Source organism: Streptomyces sp. BV286 (assembly GCF_019090165.1).
Classification (GTDB): Bacteria; Actinomycetota; Actinomycetes; order Streptomycetales; family Streptomycetaceae; genus Streptomyces.
The window spans coordinates 146,969-165,241 of the sequence record NZ_JAHRIB010000156.1 but is presented as its reverse complement, the minus strand read 5'-3'; the positions used below and the strand labels follow the sequence as shown (position 1 = coordinate 165,241).

The following is an 18,273-nucleotide window of genomic DNA, read 5'->3' as shown; positions in this document are numbered from 1 at the left end:
TGTCGACGAAGTCGACCATGGGAGCGTGGCCGCCGGGCATGTGCACGAAGTCGAACGCGCCCAGGTCGAAGGCGTCCTCGGGGTCACGGTGCCTGCGCACGAGCTGCTCGACGGACGGAAAGGTGTGCTCCGGTAGGTCCTGCATCGACTTGATCAGCTCGTCACGCACTACCACGACCTCCTTGTCACTGTTGGGCAGCGCCTCGGAGACGGGCAGGCGGCCCAGGTAGCGGCGAGAGAGGGCGAGTTCACTGTCCCGGCGGGCGACGAGTTCCGGCCGCTTGGCACGGAAGGTGTCGACATCGAAGCGGAACGCCTGTGCCGCGGTGGCCGAGACCATCGCGGCGCCGGACTTGGCACCGGCGTGCATCGGCAGGCCCAGACCGTTGATCTCGAGCTGCGGAACGAGTCCGCCGGGGGTGGCGAAGGTGAACTCGTACTCGTCGCCGAATTCCTTGAGGACCTGCGCCATCTCGACCAGGTAGAACCCGGTGGACACGCCGGGGTGGCCCGCTGGTTCGGTGAGCGGCAGGACTGCGGCCGACGGGATGACGACCAGCGCTTTGGGCTTGGACGGAGTGGCGGAGGTGTCCATGACATTCCTTCTCTCGTTCTGTTCTGTGGGCAGGGGGCGGGCGCCGGTTGGCGGCGCCGCACCCCGGGGTATGCCAGTGGGTGGTCAGGGCGTGGCGGTGCTCGGTGTGTAGATCGTGGCGGGGTCGAGGACGAGGTTCGCTTTGAACTGAACGGAGAGCGCGTCGGCCAGAACTTCGGACTGCCGTGCCTCAACTCCGTCGAGCGTGGCCCTGATGACGTCGGCGGGGTCGTTCAGCTCGAACGGGAACGACAGTCCCCGGGCCAGGTCGGTGTCGGTCGGCCCCAGATACACACCGGTGACCAAGGTGCTCTGCCTGGAGAGTTCGAGGCGGACACTGTTGGTCAGGCTCCAGGCAGCGGCTTTGGCCGCGTGGTAGGCGCCCCATTGCTCGGAGGGGAACCAGGAGGCAGCCGACAGGACGTTGACGATCGCCCCGCCGCCACCCGCCTTCAGTATCGGAGCGAAGGCCCGGATCATGCGCAACGGTCCGTAGAAGGCGGTGTTCATCTCCAGTTCGATCTGGTCCGGATCCCCGTTGACCAGATCGTTCATGGTGTTGATGCCGGCATTGTTCACCAGCAGCGTCACGTCCGTGGCGGCTGCCGCCGCAGCCGCCACGGAGGCCGGGTCGGTGACGTCGAGCCCGAGCACCTCCGCGCCGGGCAGGTCGACGCTCTCAGGGTTGCGTGCGGTGGCGTACACCTTCGTCGCTCCCCGCTCCAGCAGTTGTGTGACAAAGTGACGGCCGAGGCCGCGATTCGCACCAGTGACGAGGGCGACGGAATTGGCGATCTGCATGTGGGGGAAAGTCCTTCGCGTAGGAATGCGTCGTCAGGGACGCCCGGGAGAGCCCTTACAGCACCTACGCTAAAACCTCACGCTAACGTCAGGTGCAAGTCCTTACGGGGTGAGACTCCGCAAGGAGACAGACATCGCTGCCACATAGCGGTCTCTGCGCCGTCGCGCGGATGGGCAGGCGGCCGACGACACCAGGCCGGAGCCGGACCGGGTGGATCGCCCCGCCGGCCCGCTACACCGCGCGCCCGCACCGCACCCCCGTCGCCGGCGCCCGGCCTGTTCTTTATCCTCCGTCCGCGTCGTAAGGCGACTGAAGGTCCCAGATGGCGTCAAACCGACTGACGATCGAAGTTCGCGCGCGCTTCGTGGCGACATGGCCTGCATCACGGTGTCGAGGAGGGATCGGGCTTTGAGTGGGTTGCCGCAGCAGTACCAGTGCAGGTTGCCCCACTCGTAGTCGTGCCACAGATCACGTTCGGGCTGGTGGACGTAGTCCTTCCACAGGCCCGCAGCCGCGCTGACGTCGCCTGGCTGCAGATAGGTGCGGCTGCGCTCGAGACGGATGATCTCGGACAGCGCACGCGAACACAGGCCGTCGATGACTGTCCTCGCACCCGTTGTCCGGTGGCTGCCGACGCCGGCACGGATCCGTCCTGGCGCCGACTACGCGGCATGGACCCTTCGGTTTGTCGTCATGCGGTACAGGGTGCCACGGCCTTCGAATGGCGTCTCGAACGGATTCGCTCGGATGGGGATTCACCGGACGCGCGGGCAGTCTTCGTCTGATTACGCGCTTTGAACCCGAAGGTTGGTCACGCCTCCCTCAGAACGTCGTCTGCGTAGACGTTGTTGAACAAGACCTCGTTGGTGTGGATGGTGTCGAAGTACTCGCGCACAGCCCGGATCCTGCCGTCGCGCACCTCGACGGCGAAGAAGTTCCGGTTGTCGTACACCTTTCCGGTGGGGGACACCCCGTACACCTCGGCCTCGACCGCGGCCCGGTCACCCTCCACCGTGCTCCCCGTGATCGTCATCTGTATCCCGTCCGGCATGGCCGCCCCCACCTTGCTCGACAACGCGACGACCTGCGCCTTGTTGTACGTGCCGGCTATGGGGAGGTACTCCGGCTTTCCGGACACCCACCACACGAACTCCTCGTCCAACAGATCCGAGGCGGCTTCGAGATCCCCCGCCGAGAGGGCCTTGAAGAAACCCAGCACTACGTTCCTGGTCTCTGTCGCGCTCACGCTTGCACTCCTCATTGATTCCGAGCCCTGTTCACCGCTTGCCCCACCGGCGACAGACCCCTGAGCCAGTGGCGCACACACTCCCTATTTAGAGACTGAGTCTCAGCTTAGGGGCCGAGTTAGCATATTGGAACACGCACCCGATGAAGGGTAGGGTCGCATGGTGAGTGGAGACGTACGCACACGAACGCGGGACATCGCCCGGGCCGCTGTCCGGGCCGAGCTGGGCCAGGTGGCCATCGGACTGTTCCAGCGGGAGGGCTTCGCGAAGGTGACCATCAACGATGTGGCCGCGGCCGCCGGGGTCTCGCGCAACACCTTCCTGCGCTACTTCGGCACCAAGGAGGACGCCGTCCTCGGCGCTTTCGATGCCCAGGGGCAACGGGTCGCCGACGCCCTACGCGCCCGGCCCGCGGGCGAGGACGACTGGACAGTGCTGCGCCACGCGCTGGACACCATCGTGGAGGACTATCGCCGAGACCCGGGCGGCACCCTCGCAACAGCCCGCCTCATCCAGGAGACACCAGCCTTGCGTGCCCGGCGCCTGGAGAAGCAGTGCGGCTGGCGCCCCCTGCTGGCCCAGGCTCTCGCCGAGCGCACCGACCCGCCGTCGCTGCCCACGGACCTGGACCTGCTCGTGCGCGCTGCCGCCGCCCTGGACTGCCTGGAAATCGCCGTCGACCAGTGGGCCGCCTCCGACGGCCGCCTCGCCCTGGACGACCTGATCGACCAGGCCTTCGCCGCACTCGCAGCACGATGAAGGGCCATCGACCGGCAACCCCACCGGAGCATTGAAGAACGCGGGGAGCGTGCCCAAGGAGGCCGACGAGCTGGTCCGAGGACCAGCCGGGCGGCCAGGATCGTATCGCTATGCATGTGGGAACACGATGGCTGCGATCGTGCCGCCCAGCTTCCTGTCGCCGTCCTCGAGCCCGGGGCCACGTCGTGGACCGGGATTGTGGACGCGCTCCGGCTCGGGCCTGAGGACGATGCGACCGCGGTCACTGTCGAGCAGCTCCTCGGTGTCTTCGGGGGGCTCATGACCGCTGGCCAGTGGCAGTCTGGTGATCCGGACTTCACGATCGTCATGGACGCCGGTTACGTCGTCACCCGCCTGGCCTGGGTGCTGCCCGATCTGTCCGTCGAGCTGGTGGGCCGGATCCGCAGAGACTGGGTGATGCGGCTGCCGAAGCCGCCCCGCGTCCATGACCACAAGGGCGGTTGGCCGCCCAATCAGAGGCCGGAGTCCCGCTTCGCCAGGCCCGAGACGTGGCCCGAGCCGGCGGTCGTCACGCCCACCGACACCGCCAACTACGGCAAGGCCGCAAGCCGGGCTTGGGCCCATGCCCACCCCGGCTGACCCACCGCTCGGCCCGGCTGGAGCACGCCGTGCCCGACGAGATGTGGGGCGAGCGCCCGCTCCACTGTCGTGTTCCAGAAGGGCGCCCGGCGCACTTGGCGGGACTGCGAGCCTTCCTCCCCGACCGGATCGCGTTTCCCGGTCCGGCGCTATGCCTATCAGCGCGGCGACGCTGGAAACCCTCGTACGAGGCGGGGCCCACGACGCGGGAACGGACCGTGTGGAAGGGCAATCCGTACACGCAGGCATGCACCGCGTGTACCGGCACTACACGCAGTTGAGTGTGGTCAGCTTGGCCTGCGGTAAGCCGGGACGCGGCTGGGGCGGGGTCGCTGTTCCGATTCGAGGAGGGGGAGGATGCGGGGAGCGACGACCTCGGACAGGGCCATGACGCTGGTGGAGCGGACGACGACTGGGATGTGGTTGATCCTGACCAGGGCTTCCTGCAGGTGCTGGTGGGAGCGTGCGGCCACGCGGCAGTGGATGTCGGCGTCACCGGTGGTGCCGTAGGCATCGAGGACCTCGGGGATCTGGGCGAGCTCGTCCGCTGCCGCGTGGAGGCCGCCCTGCGCGATCTGCAGGTTCACGAAGGCCAGTACGGGATAGCCGGCAGCGGCCAGGTTCACGTCCGGACCGTAGCCGGTGATCACCTCGGCCGTCTCCAGCCGTTGGATGCGCGCCTGCACTGTGGCCCGTGAGACCCCTGTTTGCCGTGAGAGTTCCAGGAAACCAACGCGGGGGTGGTCCCGCAATGCCCTGATCAGCAAGGTGTCCAGCTGGTCCATGCGCCATCTCTGCACCCTCTTCCTGCGGTGAGCTATGCGGATTGCACAGCTGGACTGAAGGTGATTGTCGGAGTGTGAAGGTTGGTTGTCTACTGGCGTTTCATCCGCACAGTGGTCCGAGCAGTGAGGAAGCAGACGATGGCCCAGTCCGGCAATGAGATCGCCCCGAATCCCCGACGCGAGGTCCAACCCGACGGTGCGCCTCAGCAGCCGGGCGCCCGCACGCCGGACGGGGGTTCGCCAGGAAGCGCCGGCCTGCCCGGCTCCGGCCCGTTGACCACCATCACTCCCGTCGTATCAGACCTCGTCCCGGCACCCTCGATGTTCTCGCAAGCGATGGCCGTCGGGCCGCTGATCGTCACCTCGGGACAGGTCGGGTTGCTTCCCGGCGTCGGAGAAGTCCCGGTGGACTTTGCCGCGGAGGTACATCAGGCGATCGACAACCTGGAAGCTGTTCTCGCTGCGGCGGGGAGCAGTCTGAACCGGGTGGTCAAAACCATGTGCGTCATCACGGATCTGGCGCTCGTGGCGGAGTTCAATGTCGTCTACGAGCAGCGGTTCGCACAGCCGAGGCCGGCGCGGAGCACCCTGCAGGCGGGACTGGCCGGTCCGTTCCGCATCGAGATCGAGGCCATGGCGGTGGTGCGATGAGTTCCAGGCGGGTCACCGTTGTCGGAGCGGGCGTTGTCGGGCTGAGCATCGCCCACGAGTTTTCCCTGGCCGGCGACACTGTCACGGTCATCGCTGACCGGTCCGCAGCGGAGAGCGTGTCCGGGGTTGCGGCCGCCGTGTGGTTCCCGTATCGGAGCGGGGCGTCTGTGTCGCTGATGTCCTGGCTCGTCCGGTCCCGGACGCGTTTCGAGCAGCTCGCTGCCGACCACGCCACCGGGGTCGATCTCCGGCAGGGCGTGGTGGTCGAGCGTCACCCCGGTGCGGACCGGACCTGGACCGCAGCGGTTCCCGATCACCGTGAAGCGGACCTGGGCGACCTGCCCCTTGGCGCCGTGGCGGGCGTGAGAGCGACAGTGCCGGTCATCTCCATCTCCCACTACCTGCCCTGGCTGCTCAAGCGCTGCGAGGATCTGGATGTGAGGTTCGTCCGCCGCACGGTCGCCCGTGTCGACGACCTGGCAGGGGAGGCCGATCTTGTAGTGGTGGCCGCCGGCCTGCGTTCAGGAGACCTTCTGGACGACGACACGATGTTTCCCGTCCGGGGGCAGGTCGTCCGGCTCGCCAACCCCGGGATCACCGCATGGGTCACCGACGACGACAACCCGGATGGCCTCACCTACGTCGTCCCCCGGCGCGAAGACATCGTCTGCGGTGGTGTCGCGGGGGTCGGCTCGTGGGACACCGAAGTGGATCCCGAGACGGAGCGGGCGATTCTGCGACGCGCGACAGCGCTCATGCCCGCATTGGCAGGGCTGCCCGTGCTGTCGCGGGATGCCGGCCTGCGACCGGCGCGGGACACGATCCGCCTGGAACACGTCGAGGAGCATGCGGTCCCGGTCATAGCGTGCTACGGCCACGGTGGGTCCGGTGTCACTCTGTCGTGGGGCTGCGCCGAGGCGGTCGTCGACCTCGCGGGTCCCGCCTGACGTCGTCGACTCTGACGTCGGGACAGCCACGTCTGTGCCGCGCTCCAGGCGGTCAGTTGTCCGGCTCCTGGGGTCCGGCGAGAATCACGCGCCGGGCCGAGAAGCCCGGAGATGCGCACTGCTTTGCGGAAGCGTGATGCGGACGTGAGCCCCGGACAGTCGTTTCGCCGGATTCCTACGCCGTCGGCACGCTGGTGAGCCGGGATGTTTCCTGGGCCCCGCTGTGGGTCCTGTAGGTCGCCAGCCCCCACTGCTGATCGACGACGAGTTCCATCCCGTGGCCCGAGAGGTCCGGCAGCAGCCGCTTGATGCGCCATTCTGGCGAACAGGTGGCAGTCAAGACCTCAGCTGACTCTGAAGCTGAACGGAAAATCGACCTTCGAGAGGGCAGGCGGTGGCATCCGGGGCGTTTGCGGACCGGATGTCGGTGGGCCGGGCGGTCAGGCTGATGCCGAGGTGAGGGCGACCTGGTGGCAGAGTGCCTGGAGCTGACGGACGAGATCGCGGGTTTTTCGGGCGGGATCGAGATGGCGCCGGTGCCGGTCAGCACCCAGCTCCTGGTAGGAGGCGGCCGAGGCGTTGATCAGGTGGCAGGCGATGACGAGTATCGAGCGGACGACGGCAACGAGCGCCTTGGCGTGGCCGCGGCGTTTGACGATGCGGCGGTAGCGGGCGCCGAGGAAGGTGTCGGTGCGGGCGGCGGCGTTGGCGGCCTCGCCGAGGGCGCCCTTGAGCCAGAGATTGCCCTGGCCGGCCGGGTCCGCGGTCGCGCCGGAACGGCCGTCGATGGCATCGCGCGGGACGCGCAGGCAGATCTTTCCGGACGCCTTGGCGATATCGATCGCCGCGACCCTGGCGACCGTTCCGTGCCCTGGTCTTCTCTCAAGTAAGCCCGAACATCAAGCGGTGCCGGCGGAAAGCCCACGTACCGATCTTCATGCCCGCGAGGCGTCATCCGCAGGTGAACGACTGACTCCTATGGTGTCCGTGCTCGCCACCGCCGGCGGTCGGGGCGTGCGACGTTCCATCACGGCGTGGGCGATCGCGGTGAGGTGGGACGCGGCCGAGCGCGCGTCCGGGAGCCAGGCCAGCACCAGTTGGGTGGCCGGGTATCCGTAAACGGGCACTGCCCGTACGGATCTGCCGAGGCGGTCGCGGACGCTGTCGCCGACGACGACCGCGAGCCGGCCTAGCGCGACGCGGTCGACCATGGTGTCCAGTGCCTCGTTGGGCAGTTGTGCCTCGTAGCCCGGCAGCGCCTCCACCTCGGCGAGGGTCAAGAACGGGCGGTCGGCCAGGGGGTGACCGGCCGGGAGCAGGACAACCGGCTCCTCCAGGCCGAGTTCCATCAGTTCGAGACCGGGGACGGCAACCGACTGGCACATGAGGGCGACGTCGGCGGTGCCGTCCCGAAGGGCGCCGATCTCGTCGTAGGTGAAAACGACGTCGGTGAGCACGCCGCTCGGGCCCTTTGCTCCAGCGGCGAGGAGGTCCGGCAGGACGCCGGGGGCGGCGGCGGGGCGTGTCGCGATGGTGACCCGATGCTGCCCGGCGGCTTTGCGCGCCTTGCGTACGGCGGTGTCCAGCGCCGCCAGGATCGTGCGGCACTCGGCCAGGAACACCTCGCCCGCGGCCGTCAGCCTCACCTGCCGCGTGGTGCGTTCCAGCAGGGGCACGCCCACGCGCCGCTCCAGCTGGGCGATGGCGCGGGACAGGGGTGGCTGGGTGATGCCGAGGCCCTCCGCGGCCTGGCCGAAGTGCAGCGTCTCGGCCACGGCCACGAAATAGGCGAGTTCCCGGGTCTCCAGTTGATTCATGCTTCCAAGGTATTACCTGTTGCCCAGACAGTCATTGCTCCGCCGTTCACTGCCTGGTCAGCTTGGTGGTGCGCCTCCGGCCCCCGGCCGGTTAGGTGCTCAGGCCGTGCTGATCCGCACGCATCACGAGAGGCAGAGCTGTGAAGGCTGTTCAGTACCAGAGCTTCGGTGGACCCGAGGTCCTTGACGTCGTCGATGTTCCGGATCCGAAGATGTTCGCCGATCTCGTTCTGGTGAGAATCGAGGCGGCAGCGCTCAACCCGGCGGATCTGGCGTTCCAGGGTGGATACGCGGATCCTGTCGTGGACTCCCTTTTCCCGGTGACACCCGGGTGGGACCTGGCCGGGGTCATCGAGCAGACCGGGCCCGGGACGACGGGGTTCAGGCCGGGCGACGAGGTGATCGGCTTCGTCAAAGGCAAGGCCATGCACTACGGCACCTACGCGGAAAAGATCTCGGCGGAACCGCGCCAGCTCGTCCGCAAGCCGAGGAACCTGAGCTGGGCCCAGGCCGCCGGACTGCCGACCGCCGGGCTCACCGCCTACCAGGCCATCGTGCACAGCCTCCAGGTGACCGCCGGCGACACCGTCCTGGTACACGGCGCGGCGGGCGGCGTCGGACACCTCGCCCTACAGATAGCCGTCGCGCGGGGCGCACGCGTGATCGGCACGGGATCCGAGGCTGGCCACGCATTCATCGAGTCCCTCGGAGCGACACCTGTGCGCTACGGCGACGAGCTCGTCGAACAGGTGCGCAAGATCGCCCCGGACGGGGTCGACGCGATCCTCGACACCGCAGGACGCGGCTCCCTGGCCACAACCCGGGAAATCGCCGCCCTCGGCGCGCGGGTCGCCTCCATCACACAGTCCGCCGCCGAGTACGCCGGGGCCATCGACGTCTTCCTCCACCTCGACGGCGACGACCTGACCCGGCTGGTGGAACTCGCCGAGGAGGGCAAGCTCACCGTCCACGTCGACCGGGCCTTCCCCCTCACCCAGGCGGCGCAGGCCCAGCAGCAGCTGGCCGACGGGCACACCCGCGGAAAGATCATCCTCGAGAACCGCAGGGAGGCCTGAGGACCATGGACAACGATTCAGTCATCACCGCGGTCACCGACATCGCCCATCCCCCCGAGGAGGTATGGAGGGTACTGACCGACTTCGCCGCATACGCACAGTGGCACCCTGGGCTGCATTTCGTCGATGTTCCCGACGAAATTCGGCCCGGAACCCAGCTGCGGGTCCAGGTGATCAGCGATTCCGAGGCCGGCGGGGAACACATTTTCACGGTCGTCCACTACGAGGCACCGCGACGGTTTGTCTGGCAGGGCGGTATCCCGGACGTTCTCATGGCACTCCATTCCTTCGTCCTCGAGCCACATGGCAGCGGAACACGGCTCACGGAATCCGAGGAGATCACCGGCCCGGCCGCCGCTCAGTTCCTGGGGCCCGGCAGGTCCGAAACAGAGGAGCGCTACGCGAGCTACGGCAGGGCCCTGGCACAACAAATCGAAGCCGGCCACTGACAGTCCCCGCAGCCCACATCTCTGGACACTCCATCCCCGCACCACACCACGCCCGCGGACCGCAACTCGCCACGAACCACGGTCCGCGGACGACGGGTGTACCCAAAGGCACAGACCCATCACCACAAGGAAAACCCATGAACAACACGCTCGGCATCATCGGAAGCGGCAACATCGGCGGCGCGGTCGCACGCCTGGCCGTCAACGCGGGAATCGACGTGGTGCTCAGCAACTCACGCGGTCCCGAAACCCTGCGCACCCTCACCGACCGCCTCGGCCCCCGGGCACGCGCCGCCACTCCCGCGGAAGCCGCCGCCGCCGGCGACTGGACCGTCGTCTCCGTCCCCTTCAGCGCCGTGCCCCACCTGCCCACGGACGCCCTCGCCGGGAAGACCGTCATCGACACGAACAACTACTACCGGCTCCGGGACGGCGTCATCGCCGAACTGGAGACGGGCGCCCTGACCGCGGGAGAACTGTTCCAGCGGTTCGTGCCGGGAGCACGGACGGTCAAGACGTTCAACACCATCTTCTTCGAACACCTCGTCTCCCTCGCCCGCCCCGCCGGGTCCCCCGACCGCAGCGCGCTTCCCATAGCCGGCGACGACGGCGCGGCGAAGAAGTCCGTCACCGCCCTGCTCGACCGCCTCGGCTACGACACCGTCGACGTCGGCGCCACCACAGAGAGCTGGCGCATCCAGGAGGGCAGCCCCGTCTACGTCCTCCCCTACCTGTCCGACCCCCGACTGCCCTTCTTCCAGGACCCGGGGAAGCGGGCCGGCACCAAGGAGATTCGTTGGGCCCTGGAACAGGCACGCAACAGGGCATGACAGGGCGCTTGACCTGGTCGAGGAACTGTATTCCGCGACGTTTTGCGAGCCGCTGTGAATCAGACGTCGAGTTCGCGGCGCGCGATGACGTCGCGGTACCACTGGAATGACGCTTTCGGCTTACGGTCGAGGGTGTCCGGGTCGACGTGGACGATGCCGAAGCGCTTGGTGAAACCCGCGGACCACTCGTAGTTGTCCAGGAGCGACCACAAGTAGTAGCCGCGCACGTCGGCACCTTCGTTGATGGCCCGTGCGGTCCACTCCAGGAAGCCGCGGACGTAGCGGATGCGCTCCTGGTCGTCGAACGGGTCGGCACCGTCGGCGTCGACCGTGCCGTTCTCGGTGATGTACACCGGCCCCGTCCAGCCATAATCATCGTGGACCAGGTTGATGGCGTCGTAGACGGCCTTCGGGTAGAACTCCATGCCGTTGTCGAGGAAGTTACCGCCCGGGTGGGTCTCGCGATTGACTTCCCACCATTTCTTGTCCGCGTCCTCGGCGCTCGCGAGGACGCGGGAGTACACGTTCAGGCCGAGGAAGTCGACTGGGGAGGCGATCAGCTCCAGGTCCCCGTCGCGGACCTCGGGCATGGCGCCCTCGCGGGTGAGGCGTTCGATGTTGCGCTCGCTGTATCCCTTCTTCAGGAGCGGGTCGAGGAAGAACCGGAAGGTGTCGTCCTCGTTCCGCGCCGCGACGGCCGCGTCGGCGGGATCCGTGGTGGCGGGGTGCTGCTTCCAGATGTCCACGACGATCCCGATCTCGGACCCGGGTGCACCGAGTTCCCTGAAGGCGCGGACCGCCTCACCGTGCGCGAGGAGTGCGTGGTGCATGGCCTGTTTGCCCAGCCGGGCGTCCGCGTGCCCGGGCGCGAACATGCCCATGCCGTAGCCGACCCAGATGGCGATGGGCTCGTTGAGCGTCGCCCAACGGGGCACCCGGTCGCCGAACTCCTCGAACGCCAGGGCAGCGTAGTCGCGGAACCACTTCGCCACGTCGCGGTTGGCCCAGCCGCCGCGGTCCTCGAGTGCCTGGGGCAGGTCCCAGTGGTAGAGCGTGACGTTGGGGGAGATCCCGGCCGCGTCGAGTTCGTCGAGGAGCCGGTGGTAGAAGTCGATGCCGGCGCGGTTCACGGCACCGGTTCCCTCGGGGAACAGCCGGGCCCAGCTCAGCGAGAATCGGTAGGAGTCGACGCCCAGGTCGCGCATCAGGGCGACGTCCTCGCGGAATCGGTGATAGTGGTCGACCGTGACGTCACCCGGGATGTCCAGGTGCACCTTCCCCGGGGTGTGCCCGAAGGTGTCCCAGATCGACGGGCCTTTCCCGTCCTCGTCCCAGGCACCCTCGATCTGGAAGGCGCTGGTGGCCGTGCCGAACACGAAGTTCCTGGGGAACACGATCCGGCTCTCGCCATGTGGGCTGTTCATCGCTGTGGCCTCCTGGGCATGGGCTTCGTTCGGCTTCATCACTACGCGGCGGCGGGCTCTGGGTGATCCAGTGCTCGCGTTCATGTCGATGGGCGGTCAGTCGCAGCAGCCGCACGCGTGGTCTGAGCCGGTCTCAGCGGTCGGAACCGGCCGGCACTACTGAGTCCTTCGGGTCGTGGTCGGTGAAGGCGACATTGGCAGGTGGGCCGCGCCGCAACAGTGACCAGGCGCCTTGAGGGGATTCACGTCAGGTTCGTTTGCGGGCGGTTGGGGACGGTTGGGGTAGCCCGTCCAGCCTGGTCCCAGCAGGTCGCCGGAGACGGGACGGCTGTAGATCACGGTGTGGTGGACGCCGAGTGAGGTCACGTACAGGCGCGCGGACGCTGGCTCCGCCGGGAGGTTGGACTCCCGGCGGAGCAGCGGCCAGGGCCGGGGGAGGTGCGGCCCCGGTCTGCTGGTCCGAGCCGTCCGCCAGAGTGCGAAGTCCCGCCCTCCGTGCAGTGGATGCTCGGCTCCATCACGATGTCATCGGCCGTCCTACGTAACGGCCGCAAGGACGTCGTCGCCGGCGACGCGCTGGGCCGGGCCCGGCATGGTCAGCTTTCGGCCTTGTAGTCGGCATCCATCTCGTCGAGGAGTTTCCCGGGGGTGGTCTGGCCGCTGAAGACCTCCTGGAGGCCGCTGACCAAGGTCTGTCCGACCTTGGCGCTGGGCCACAGCTGGTCCATGAACGGCACGGTCCGGTCCGCTTGGACGAATTTCGTCACCTCGGCCAGGGACGGGTCCGCCGCGAAGCCCGTGTCGGGCAGGGTGGGCAGACTGCCCTGCTTCTTGACGAACGTGTTCATGCCCTCGGGCGACATCACGAAGTTCACGAACTTCAGGGCGAGTTCCTTGTTCTTCGCCTTCGCGTTGATCGCGTAACCGGCGCCCGCGGCGGCCGGCATGATGGTCTGGGACGGGTTGTCGGCGGCGGGTAGTGCCTTCAGGGTGAAGGTGGCCTTCGGGTTCTTCTCCTTGAGCAGGGTGACCACCCAGTTGCCCTGCACGATGCCGAGGGTCTTGCCGGTGGCGGCGAGGCCTTGACTGGCTTCGTAGCTGGTGCCCAGCGGCTTCTTCTGGAAGCAGCCGGTCTTCTCCATCGTCAGGTACTTGTCGAGGGCGGTGGTCCACGGCGATTTGGCGAAGGTGGCCTGGCCGGCCTGCATCTTCTTGTCGAAGTCGCGGTCGCCGCTGTAGACGGTCGTGGCGACCAGCGCGTACTGGACCATCTGGTCGACCCAGCCGTCCTGGATGCCCAGCGCAAAAGCGGGGGTGCCTTTGGCCTTCGCCGCCCGGCAGAAGGCCAGCAGATCGGTCCAGGTGTCCGGCGGGGTGAGGCCGGCCTTCTCCATCGCCTGGTTGTTGTAGATGGCGCCGATGCCGTTGAGCCCGAAGAGCGCGGTGTAGGTCTTGTCCTCGTACTTGGTCATGTCTCTGACCGCGTCGGGCAGTTTCGCGACCCAGGGCTGGTCCGAGAGGTCGAGCAGGTAGCCGGGTTTGGCCAGGACTTGAGTAGCCGCGGCGTTTCCGTTGCCCGGCCAGACCGACATCACGTCGGGTGCGGTGCCCGAGCTCAGCTGGGTGCGGATCTGCTGCTGGTACTGGTCGGTTCCGGTAACGGTGTAGCGGACCTTGACGCCCGGGTTGGCCTTCTCGAATGCTTTGACGACGGCGTCGATGGAGCCCTGGTCCTGCGACGCGAGCGTGAGGGTCTTGGATCCGCCCGAGCCGTTGTCCGAGCCTGCGTTGGTCCCGCCGCTGCAGGCGGCGAGGAGGGCTGCGGCCGTTGTCGCGGCGATCAGCGCCACTGGTGTGCGTGTTTTCATGGTGTCTCCCTTGAGAAGAAGGCGTCGGGCGTCATCCCTTGAGCCCTCCCGCGAAGCCGTTGATGATGCTGCGCTGCAGCAGGAAGTAGACGAGCAGGACGGGCAGGATGCTGATCACCAGTGCGGCGAAGATGAGGTTCCAGTCAGTGACGTACTGACCGACGAAGCCGGCGATCGCGACCGGCACGGTCTGCTGGGTGCTGCCGCTGAGATACAGCAGTGGGGTGAAGAAGTCGTTCCAGATGGCGACGGCGTTGAGCACCAGGGCGGTGGCGGTGACGGGTTTGAGCATCGGCAGGACCACGTAGCGGAAGCCTTGCAGCGGTGTGCAGCCGTCGATCAGGGCAGCGTCCTCGAAGTCTCGGGGCAGGGCGCGCAGGAAGCCGACGTAGAGGAAGACGGTGAACGGCACTTGGAGGCCGGAGTAGAAGAGGATCAGGGCCCAGGGGGTGCCGAGCAGGCCTAGGTCGCGCATGGTCTGGTAGAGGGGTAGTGAGGCGAGTTGAAAGGGCAGTGCCAGTCCCAGCAGAACGAGCAGGTACGTGCCTCGCGACCAGTGGGACGTCACGCGGGCCAGCGGATAGGCGGCGAGCGACGAGACGGCCAGCACGATCGCGACGCTGCACACCGTCACCAGCAGGCTGTTGGCCAACGCGCCGCCCAGGCCGCCTTGTTGCCAGGCCTGGGTGAAGTTGTCGAGGGTGGGTGAGGTGGTCGGGCTGATCGGTGAGGAGGTGTCGGACGTCGAACGTACGGCGAGGTTGACCAGGACGTACACCGGGAAAGCGACGAACAGAGCGCCTGCGATCATGGCCAGTTCAAGGGCGAGGGTGCGGCGGCGGTAGCGGTTCACGAGGCGGCCCTCTCGTTGCGGGAGAGCATGACGTACTGGCCGGTGGAGGCGATCGCCACGATGATCGTGAGGACGACCGCGAGGGCGATGCTGTAGCCGAACTCACCGAGTGTGAAGGCGTCCTTGTAGATGAGCGTGGAGAGGGTGTCGGTCGCGTGCCCCGGTCCGCCGCCGGTCAGCGCGAAGACCTGGTCGAAGAGTTTGATTCCGCCGATGATCGACAGCATCAGGTTGATGGTGAACGCCGGGGCCAGCAACGGCCGGGTCACCGACCAGAACCGCCGTACGGGACCGGCTCCGTCGATCGCCGCGGCCTCGTGGACCTCCCTGGGCACGGACTGGAGTCCGGCCAGGAAGATGACCATGGAGTAACCGGCGAACTGCCACACGATCACTCCGACGATCGCCCAGAGCGCGAGATCGGGATCACCGAGCCAGTCCTGCTCCCAGCCAGTCAGTCCGATCGCGCCCAGCAGGCTGTTGACCGCGCCGTCCGGCCCGAGCAGGTTGCGCCAGAGGTAGGCGGTGACGATCGGGGTGATCACGGCCGGGGCGAACAGAAACACCCGCAGCACGTTGCGCGACTTGATGGCCGAGTTGACGCCCAGGGCCAGGATCAGCCCCACCGCGTTCTGAATCACGGTGATCGAGACGGCGATCAGCAGGGTGTGCCAGATGGCCTGCGTCGCGTCGGGATCGCGCAGCATGTCGGAGAAGTTGTCCAGGCCGATGAAGGAGAAGTGGGGATCGAGGCCGTCCCAGTCGGTGAAGGCGTAGTAGAGACCGCGGGCGCTCGGGACCAGTACCACGAAGGCGAACAGCAGCAGCGCAGGCAGTGCGAACCACCATGGCGGGGCGGTACGCGCCCGCCGGATGCGCGGCACACGCTTCGCGACCAGAGACCGGTCGTGGCCCTGAAGTTGCTCGTGCGGAGCGAGGGTCACCGGCGAACCAACTTTCTTGAAACGTTTCAAGCGCTTGCTGATCAGTTCCTTCGGCCGCCGTTGCATGGAAGGCGCCGATCGACCTCTTCGTCTGGGAATGGCGCGATCCACTGCCGGGCCGAGCCGATCCGCGAGGCGAATGGGTAACGTTTCCCAAAGGCTGTAGCCGGACCTTAGAGAGCGCCCCGCGTGTCGTCAAGATGCTGCGCAAGTTGCGTTTGTGTCACAACGAAGCACTAGGAGCACCCTCTGAGCTGCAGGATCCCCCCGTGCCCGGCGGCCCTACACTCACCGGCAACGTTCCCCGGAGAGGCAAGGAGCGAATGGAGCTGCCAGCACCGCGCCGCAGGGTCACCATCGTCGACGTCGCCCGTCACGCCCAGGTGTCCACCACCGCCGTGTCGAAGGTGCTGCGCAACGCGTACGGGGCCAGCCCGGAGATGCGTGCCAAGGTGCACCGTGCGATCGACGAGCTGGGCTACCGGCCGCACGCGGGGGCCAGGGGGCTGCGCGGGCAGACGTACACGATCGGCGTGATGCTGCCCGACATCCGCAACCCGTTCTTCCCCGAGATCCTCGACGGCATCACCGACTCGCTGGAGGACACCGAGTACCAGGTGCTCCTGGGACCGGGATGCAACGGCGAGCAGGCGGAAGCCCGCGTCACCGAGGCGATGGTCGACCGCGGCATGGACGGCATCATCCTGGTCGCACCCGTGTCCTCACGAACTCGCCTGGAGCACGTGGCCCTCTCGGTGCCGACAGTCGTCGTCGGCCGACAAGGGGCCTCGCTGGTGTATGACACGGTCGCCGACGACGACATCGAGGGCGCGGCCCTGGTCGTCGCCCACCTCACCGGTCTCGGGCATCACCGGATCACCCACATCGAGCATCAGGAAACGAATCCGACCCGCCTCGTGGAGATGCCCAACGCCCGGCGCGCCGACGGATACCGGCTGGGTATGCGGGCGCACGGGTTGGCGGAGTGGATCGACGTGGTGTCCGCCAACTACACCCAGGAAGGCGGCTACGAGGGTGCGAAGGAGTTGCTGGCCCGTCCCGCGTCCGTCCGGCCCACGGCCGTCTTCGCCGGGGCGGACATCGTGGCCATGGGCGTGCTCGAGGCGTTCGCCGAGGCCGGGCTGTCCGTTCCGGGCGACATCTCGTTGGCCGGATACGACAACACCTCCTTCGCCGCCTTCGACCCGATCTCGCTGACCAGCGTCGACCAGGCCGGGCACGAGATGGGCAGCCACGCCGTTCAGCTCCTCCTGGAACGGATCACCGATCGTCGTCGGCCGTCGGTTCAGGTCACGCTTCCCCCCACTCTCGTGCCACGCCGGACAACTGCCAGGCCGGGGGAACGGGCGTTCGTGCGGCCCCGGCAGCACGCCGACTGGTAATGGTCTGAGCAAGAGCCTCCGGCGAACGAGTCGAAGACTGGCTCCTTGCTCCTGGTGTTCCAGACTGGTGATGAGGTCGGACGTGGAGTCTCTCCAACGATCGCGCAGGTCAGGACGCGGCGATCTGGCTGCGCGCCTCGTCGATGGTGGCGAGGATCGACACGTTCTCGTTGAGCGTGTGGACTGGGGATTCAGTGCGCCCCTCGCCGACGAACCGCGCCAGTGCCGTGGCCTCCCAGGACAGCCCGTCGAAGGACATGAGGCCGGTCGGATCACTCCAGGTGAGCACCGGGCCGGAGGGGTCGCCGAGAGAGGAGAGCGTGAAGGAGGTCGGGTTGAAGAAGACGCTGTCGATGCTGAGCGTCGCCTCGCTTCCGGAGATCACGGCCGCGATCGGCGTACGTGTCAGGATCGAGGTATAGAGCGTCGACTGGGCGTCGCCTTCGTGGCTGAGTACCACGGTCGAGTAGGCGTCCACGCCCGCCTTGGTCATGCTCCCGACGGCAGTTACCCGGGTAGGAGTCCCAAGCACCATGGAGGCGAACTGCACCGGATAGATGCCCAGATCCAGCAGCGCCCCGCCACCGAGCTCGGGGCGATGGAGGCGGTGCTGAGGATTCGCCGGGATCGCCTGTCCGTGATCGGCGAGAACCACACGGATCTTCCCGAGCACGCCGTCGGCGAGAAGCTTGCGGATCACCGATGTCTGGGGAAGATAGCGGCTCCACATCGCCTCCATCACCAGCACGCCAGCGGCGCGCGCCGCATCGGCCAGGATCTGCGCCTCATCCGCGCTCACGGTGATCGGCTTTTCGATCAGCACGTGCTTGCCGGCGGCGATCGCCGCCAAGCCTATGGAGAGATGCGAATTCTGCGGGGTGGCGACGTAGACCACGTCGATGTCGGGACGGGCGAGGAGTTGCTCCGTGGAGTCGAGAGCGAGGTCGATGCCGTGGGTGGCGGCGAACGCTGTCGCACGGTCGAGGGAGCGGGAGGCGACCGCCACGATCCGTTGAGTGGTGTGGCTGCGGACGGCCTTCGCGAACTCGTCGGCGATCCAGCCGGGCCCGACGATGCCCCACCGAAGTGAAGGCTCTCCTGTGCCGGGCAGGTAGAGGTCGGGTTCCGGCAGGCGGGAGGGCAGCATGTCTCGCTCCATCGGCGTTGCTAGAGGCAAACCGGTCGGCACGAGCTTAGGTGTCGATGGCGACGAAGCCTTCCGC

Annotated in this window: 19 protein-coding genes and 2 pseudogenes; 9 read left to right on the top strand and 12 right to left on the bottom strand. The window is 67.5% G+C overall.

Annotated features, from left to right (window positions below; translation table 11 throughout):
- The 3 genes and pseudogenes from KUF83_RS28345 to KUF83_RS28335 all read right to left on the bottom strand — a co-directional run.
- Positions 1-595: pseudogene (locus tag KUF83_RS28345) on the bottom strand (hypothetical protein); the annotation flags it as partial.
- Between the two features lie 84 nt (positions 596-679).
- A complete protein-coding gene (locus tag KUF83_RS28340) occupies positions 680-1,396 on the bottom strand; it encodes an SDR family oxidoreductase (protein ID WP_217457798.1) in 717 nt (238 codons plus the stop codon).
- Between the two features lie 812 nt (positions 1,397-2,208).
- Complete coding sequence (locus tag KUF83_RS28335; RefSeq protein ID WP_217457797.1) at positions 2,209-2,643, bottom strand: nuclear transport factor 2 family protein; 435 nt, start codon at positions 2,641-2,643, stop codon at positions 2,209-2,211.
- Positions 2,644-2,803: 160 nt separating this feature from the next.
- On the opposite strand from KUF83_RS28335, the gene KUF83_RS28330 reads away from it, so the two are divergent.
- On the top strand, positions 2,804-3,403 hold the full coding sequence (locus tag KUF83_RS28330; protein WP_217457796.1) for a TetR/AcrR family transcriptional regulator: 600 nt from the start codon (positions 2,804-2,806) through the stop codon (positions 3,401-3,403).
- 156 nt (positions 3,404-3,559) lie between these two features.
- Positions 3,560-4,029, top strand: a pseudogene (locus KUF83_RS28325) (transposase); the annotation flags it as partial.
- Positions 4,030-4,290: 261 nt separating this feature from the next.
- On the opposite strand, the gene KUF83_RS28320 reads toward KUF83_RS28325, so the two are convergent.
- On the bottom strand, positions 4,291-4,788 hold the full coding sequence (locus tag KUF83_RS28320; RefSeq protein ID WP_217457795.1) for an Lrp/AsnC family transcriptional regulator: 498 nt from the start codon (positions 4,786-4,788) through the stop codon (positions 4,291-4,293).
- 138 nt (positions 4,789-4,926) lie between these two features.
- On the opposite strand from KUF83_RS28320, the gene KUF83_RS28315 reads away from it, so the two are divergent.
- The gene (locus KUF83_RS28315; RefSeq protein ID WP_217457794.1) at positions 4,927-5,439 is read left to right on the top strand and encodes a RidA family protein; all 513 of its coding nucleotides are present in this window, start codon (positions 4,927-4,929) and stop codon (positions 5,437-5,439) included.
- A complete protein-coding gene (locus KUF83_RS28310) occupies positions 5,436-6,386 on the top strand; it encodes an FAD-dependent oxidoreductase (protein WP_217457793.1) in 951 nt (316 codons plus the stop codon). The genes KUF83_RS28315 and KUF83_RS28310 overlap by 4 nt, the downstream gene beginning before the upstream one ends.
- A 175-nt stretch (positions 6,387-6,561) precedes the next feature.
- Here KUF83_RS28310 and KUF83_RS28305 read toward each other — a convergent pair whose 3' ends face one another.
- The gene (locus KUF83_RS28305; RefSeq protein WP_217457792.1) at positions 6,562-6,726 is read right to left on the bottom strand and encodes a hypothetical protein; all 165 of its coding nucleotides are present in this window, start codon (positions 6,724-6,726) and stop codon (positions 6,562-6,564) included.
- A 130-nt stretch (positions 6,727-6,856) separates the two neighbouring features.
- Here KUF83_RS28305 and KUF83_RS43050 point away from each other — a divergent pair, with 130 nt between their 5' ends.
- A complete protein-coding gene (locus KUF83_RS43050; protein ID WP_217457791.1) occupies positions 6,857-7,276 on the top strand; it encodes a hypothetical protein in 420 nt (139 codons plus the stop codon).
- A 45-nt stretch (positions 7,277-7,321) separates the two neighbouring features.
- On the opposite strand, the gene KUF83_RS28295 is transcribed toward KUF83_RS43050, so the two are convergent.
- Positions 7,322-8,203: a LysR family transcriptional regulator gene (locus KUF83_RS28295; protein ID WP_217457790.1), complete on the bottom strand. Its 882-nt coding sequence runs from the start codon at positions 8,201-8,203 to the stop codon at positions 7,322-7,324.
- Between the two features lie 140 nt (positions 8,204-8,343).
- On the opposite strand from KUF83_RS28295, the gene KUF83_RS28290 reads away from it, so the two are divergent.
- The 3 genes from KUF83_RS28290 to KUF83_RS28280 all read left to right on the top strand — a co-directional run bounded on the left by KUF83_RS28290 (position 8,344) and on the right by KUF83_RS28280 (position 10,558).
- A complete protein-coding gene (locus KUF83_RS28290) occupies positions 8,344-9,279 on the top strand; it encodes an NADP-dependent oxidoreductase (RefSeq protein ID WP_217457789.1) in 936 nt (311 codons plus the stop codon).
- Positions 9,280-9,284: 5 nt separating this feature from the next.
- Positions 9,285-9,728, top strand: a complete 444-nt coding sequence (locus KUF83_RS28285) for an SRPBCC domain-containing protein (RefSeq protein ID WP_217457788.1) — start codon at positions 9,285-9,287, stop codon at positions 9,726-9,728.
- Between the two features lie 137 nt (positions 9,729-9,865).
- Positions 9,866-10,558, top strand: coding sequence for an NADPH-dependent F420 reductase (locus KUF83_RS28280; protein WP_217457787.1), 693 nt, complete (start codon positions 9,866-9,868; stop codon positions 10,556-10,558).
- A gap of 59 nt (positions 10,559-10,617) precedes the next feature.
- Here the strand turns inward: KUF83_RS28280 and KUF83_RS28275 are convergent, their stop codons facing one another.
- The 5 genes from KUF83_RS28275 to KUF83_RS28255 form a co-directional block, all read right to left on the bottom strand.
- Positions 10,618-11,982, bottom strand: coding sequence for a GH1 family beta-glucosidase (locus tag KUF83_RS28275; protein WP_217457786.1), 1,365 nt, complete (start codon positions 11,980-11,982; stop codon positions 10,618-10,620).
- A gap of 156 nt (positions 11,983-12,138) precedes the next feature.
- The gene (locus tag KUF83_RS42120; RefSeq protein WP_308403174.1) at positions 12,139-12,321 is read right to left on the bottom strand and encodes a hypothetical protein; all 183 of its coding nucleotides are present in this window, start codon (positions 12,319-12,321) and stop codon (positions 12,139-12,141) included.
- A gap of 257 nt (positions 12,322-12,578) precedes the next feature.
- Positions 12,579-13,850 carry an ABC transporter substrate-binding protein gene (locus KUF83_RS28265; protein WP_217457785.1) on the bottom strand — a complete coding sequence of 424 codons (1,272 nt, stop codon included), beginning with the start codon at positions 13,848-13,850 and terminating at the stop codon, positions 12,579-12,581.
- Between the two features lie 31 nt (positions 13,851-13,881).
- A complete protein-coding gene (locus KUF83_RS28260; RefSeq protein ID WP_217457784.1) occupies positions 13,882-14,703 on the bottom strand; it encodes a carbohydrate ABC transporter permease in 822 nt (273 codons plus the stop codon).
- A complete protein-coding gene (locus KUF83_RS28255) occupies positions 14,700-15,647 on the bottom strand; it encodes a sugar ABC transporter permease (protein WP_308403173.1) in 948 nt (315 codons plus the stop codon). The genes KUF83_RS28260 and KUF83_RS28255 overlap by 4 nt, the downstream gene beginning before the upstream one ends.
- A gap of 323 nt (positions 15,648-15,970) precedes the next feature.
- Here KUF83_RS28255 and KUF83_RS28250 point away from each other — a divergent pair, with 323 nt between their 5' ends.
- A complete protein-coding gene (locus KUF83_RS28250) occupies positions 15,971-17,050 on the top strand; it encodes a LacI family DNA-binding transcriptional regulator (RefSeq protein WP_217457782.1) in 1,080 nt (359 codons plus the stop codon).
- A 109-nt stretch (positions 17,051-17,159) separates the two neighbouring features.
- Here the strand turns inward: KUF83_RS28250 and KUF83_RS28245 are convergent, their stop codons facing one another.
- Positions 17,160-18,239: a Gfo/Idh/MocA family protein gene (locus KUF83_RS28245; protein WP_217457781.1), complete on the bottom strand. Its 1,080-nt coding sequence runs from the start codon at positions 18,237-18,239 to the stop codon at positions 17,160-17,162.
- Positions 18,240-18,273: the final 34 nt, after the last annotated feature.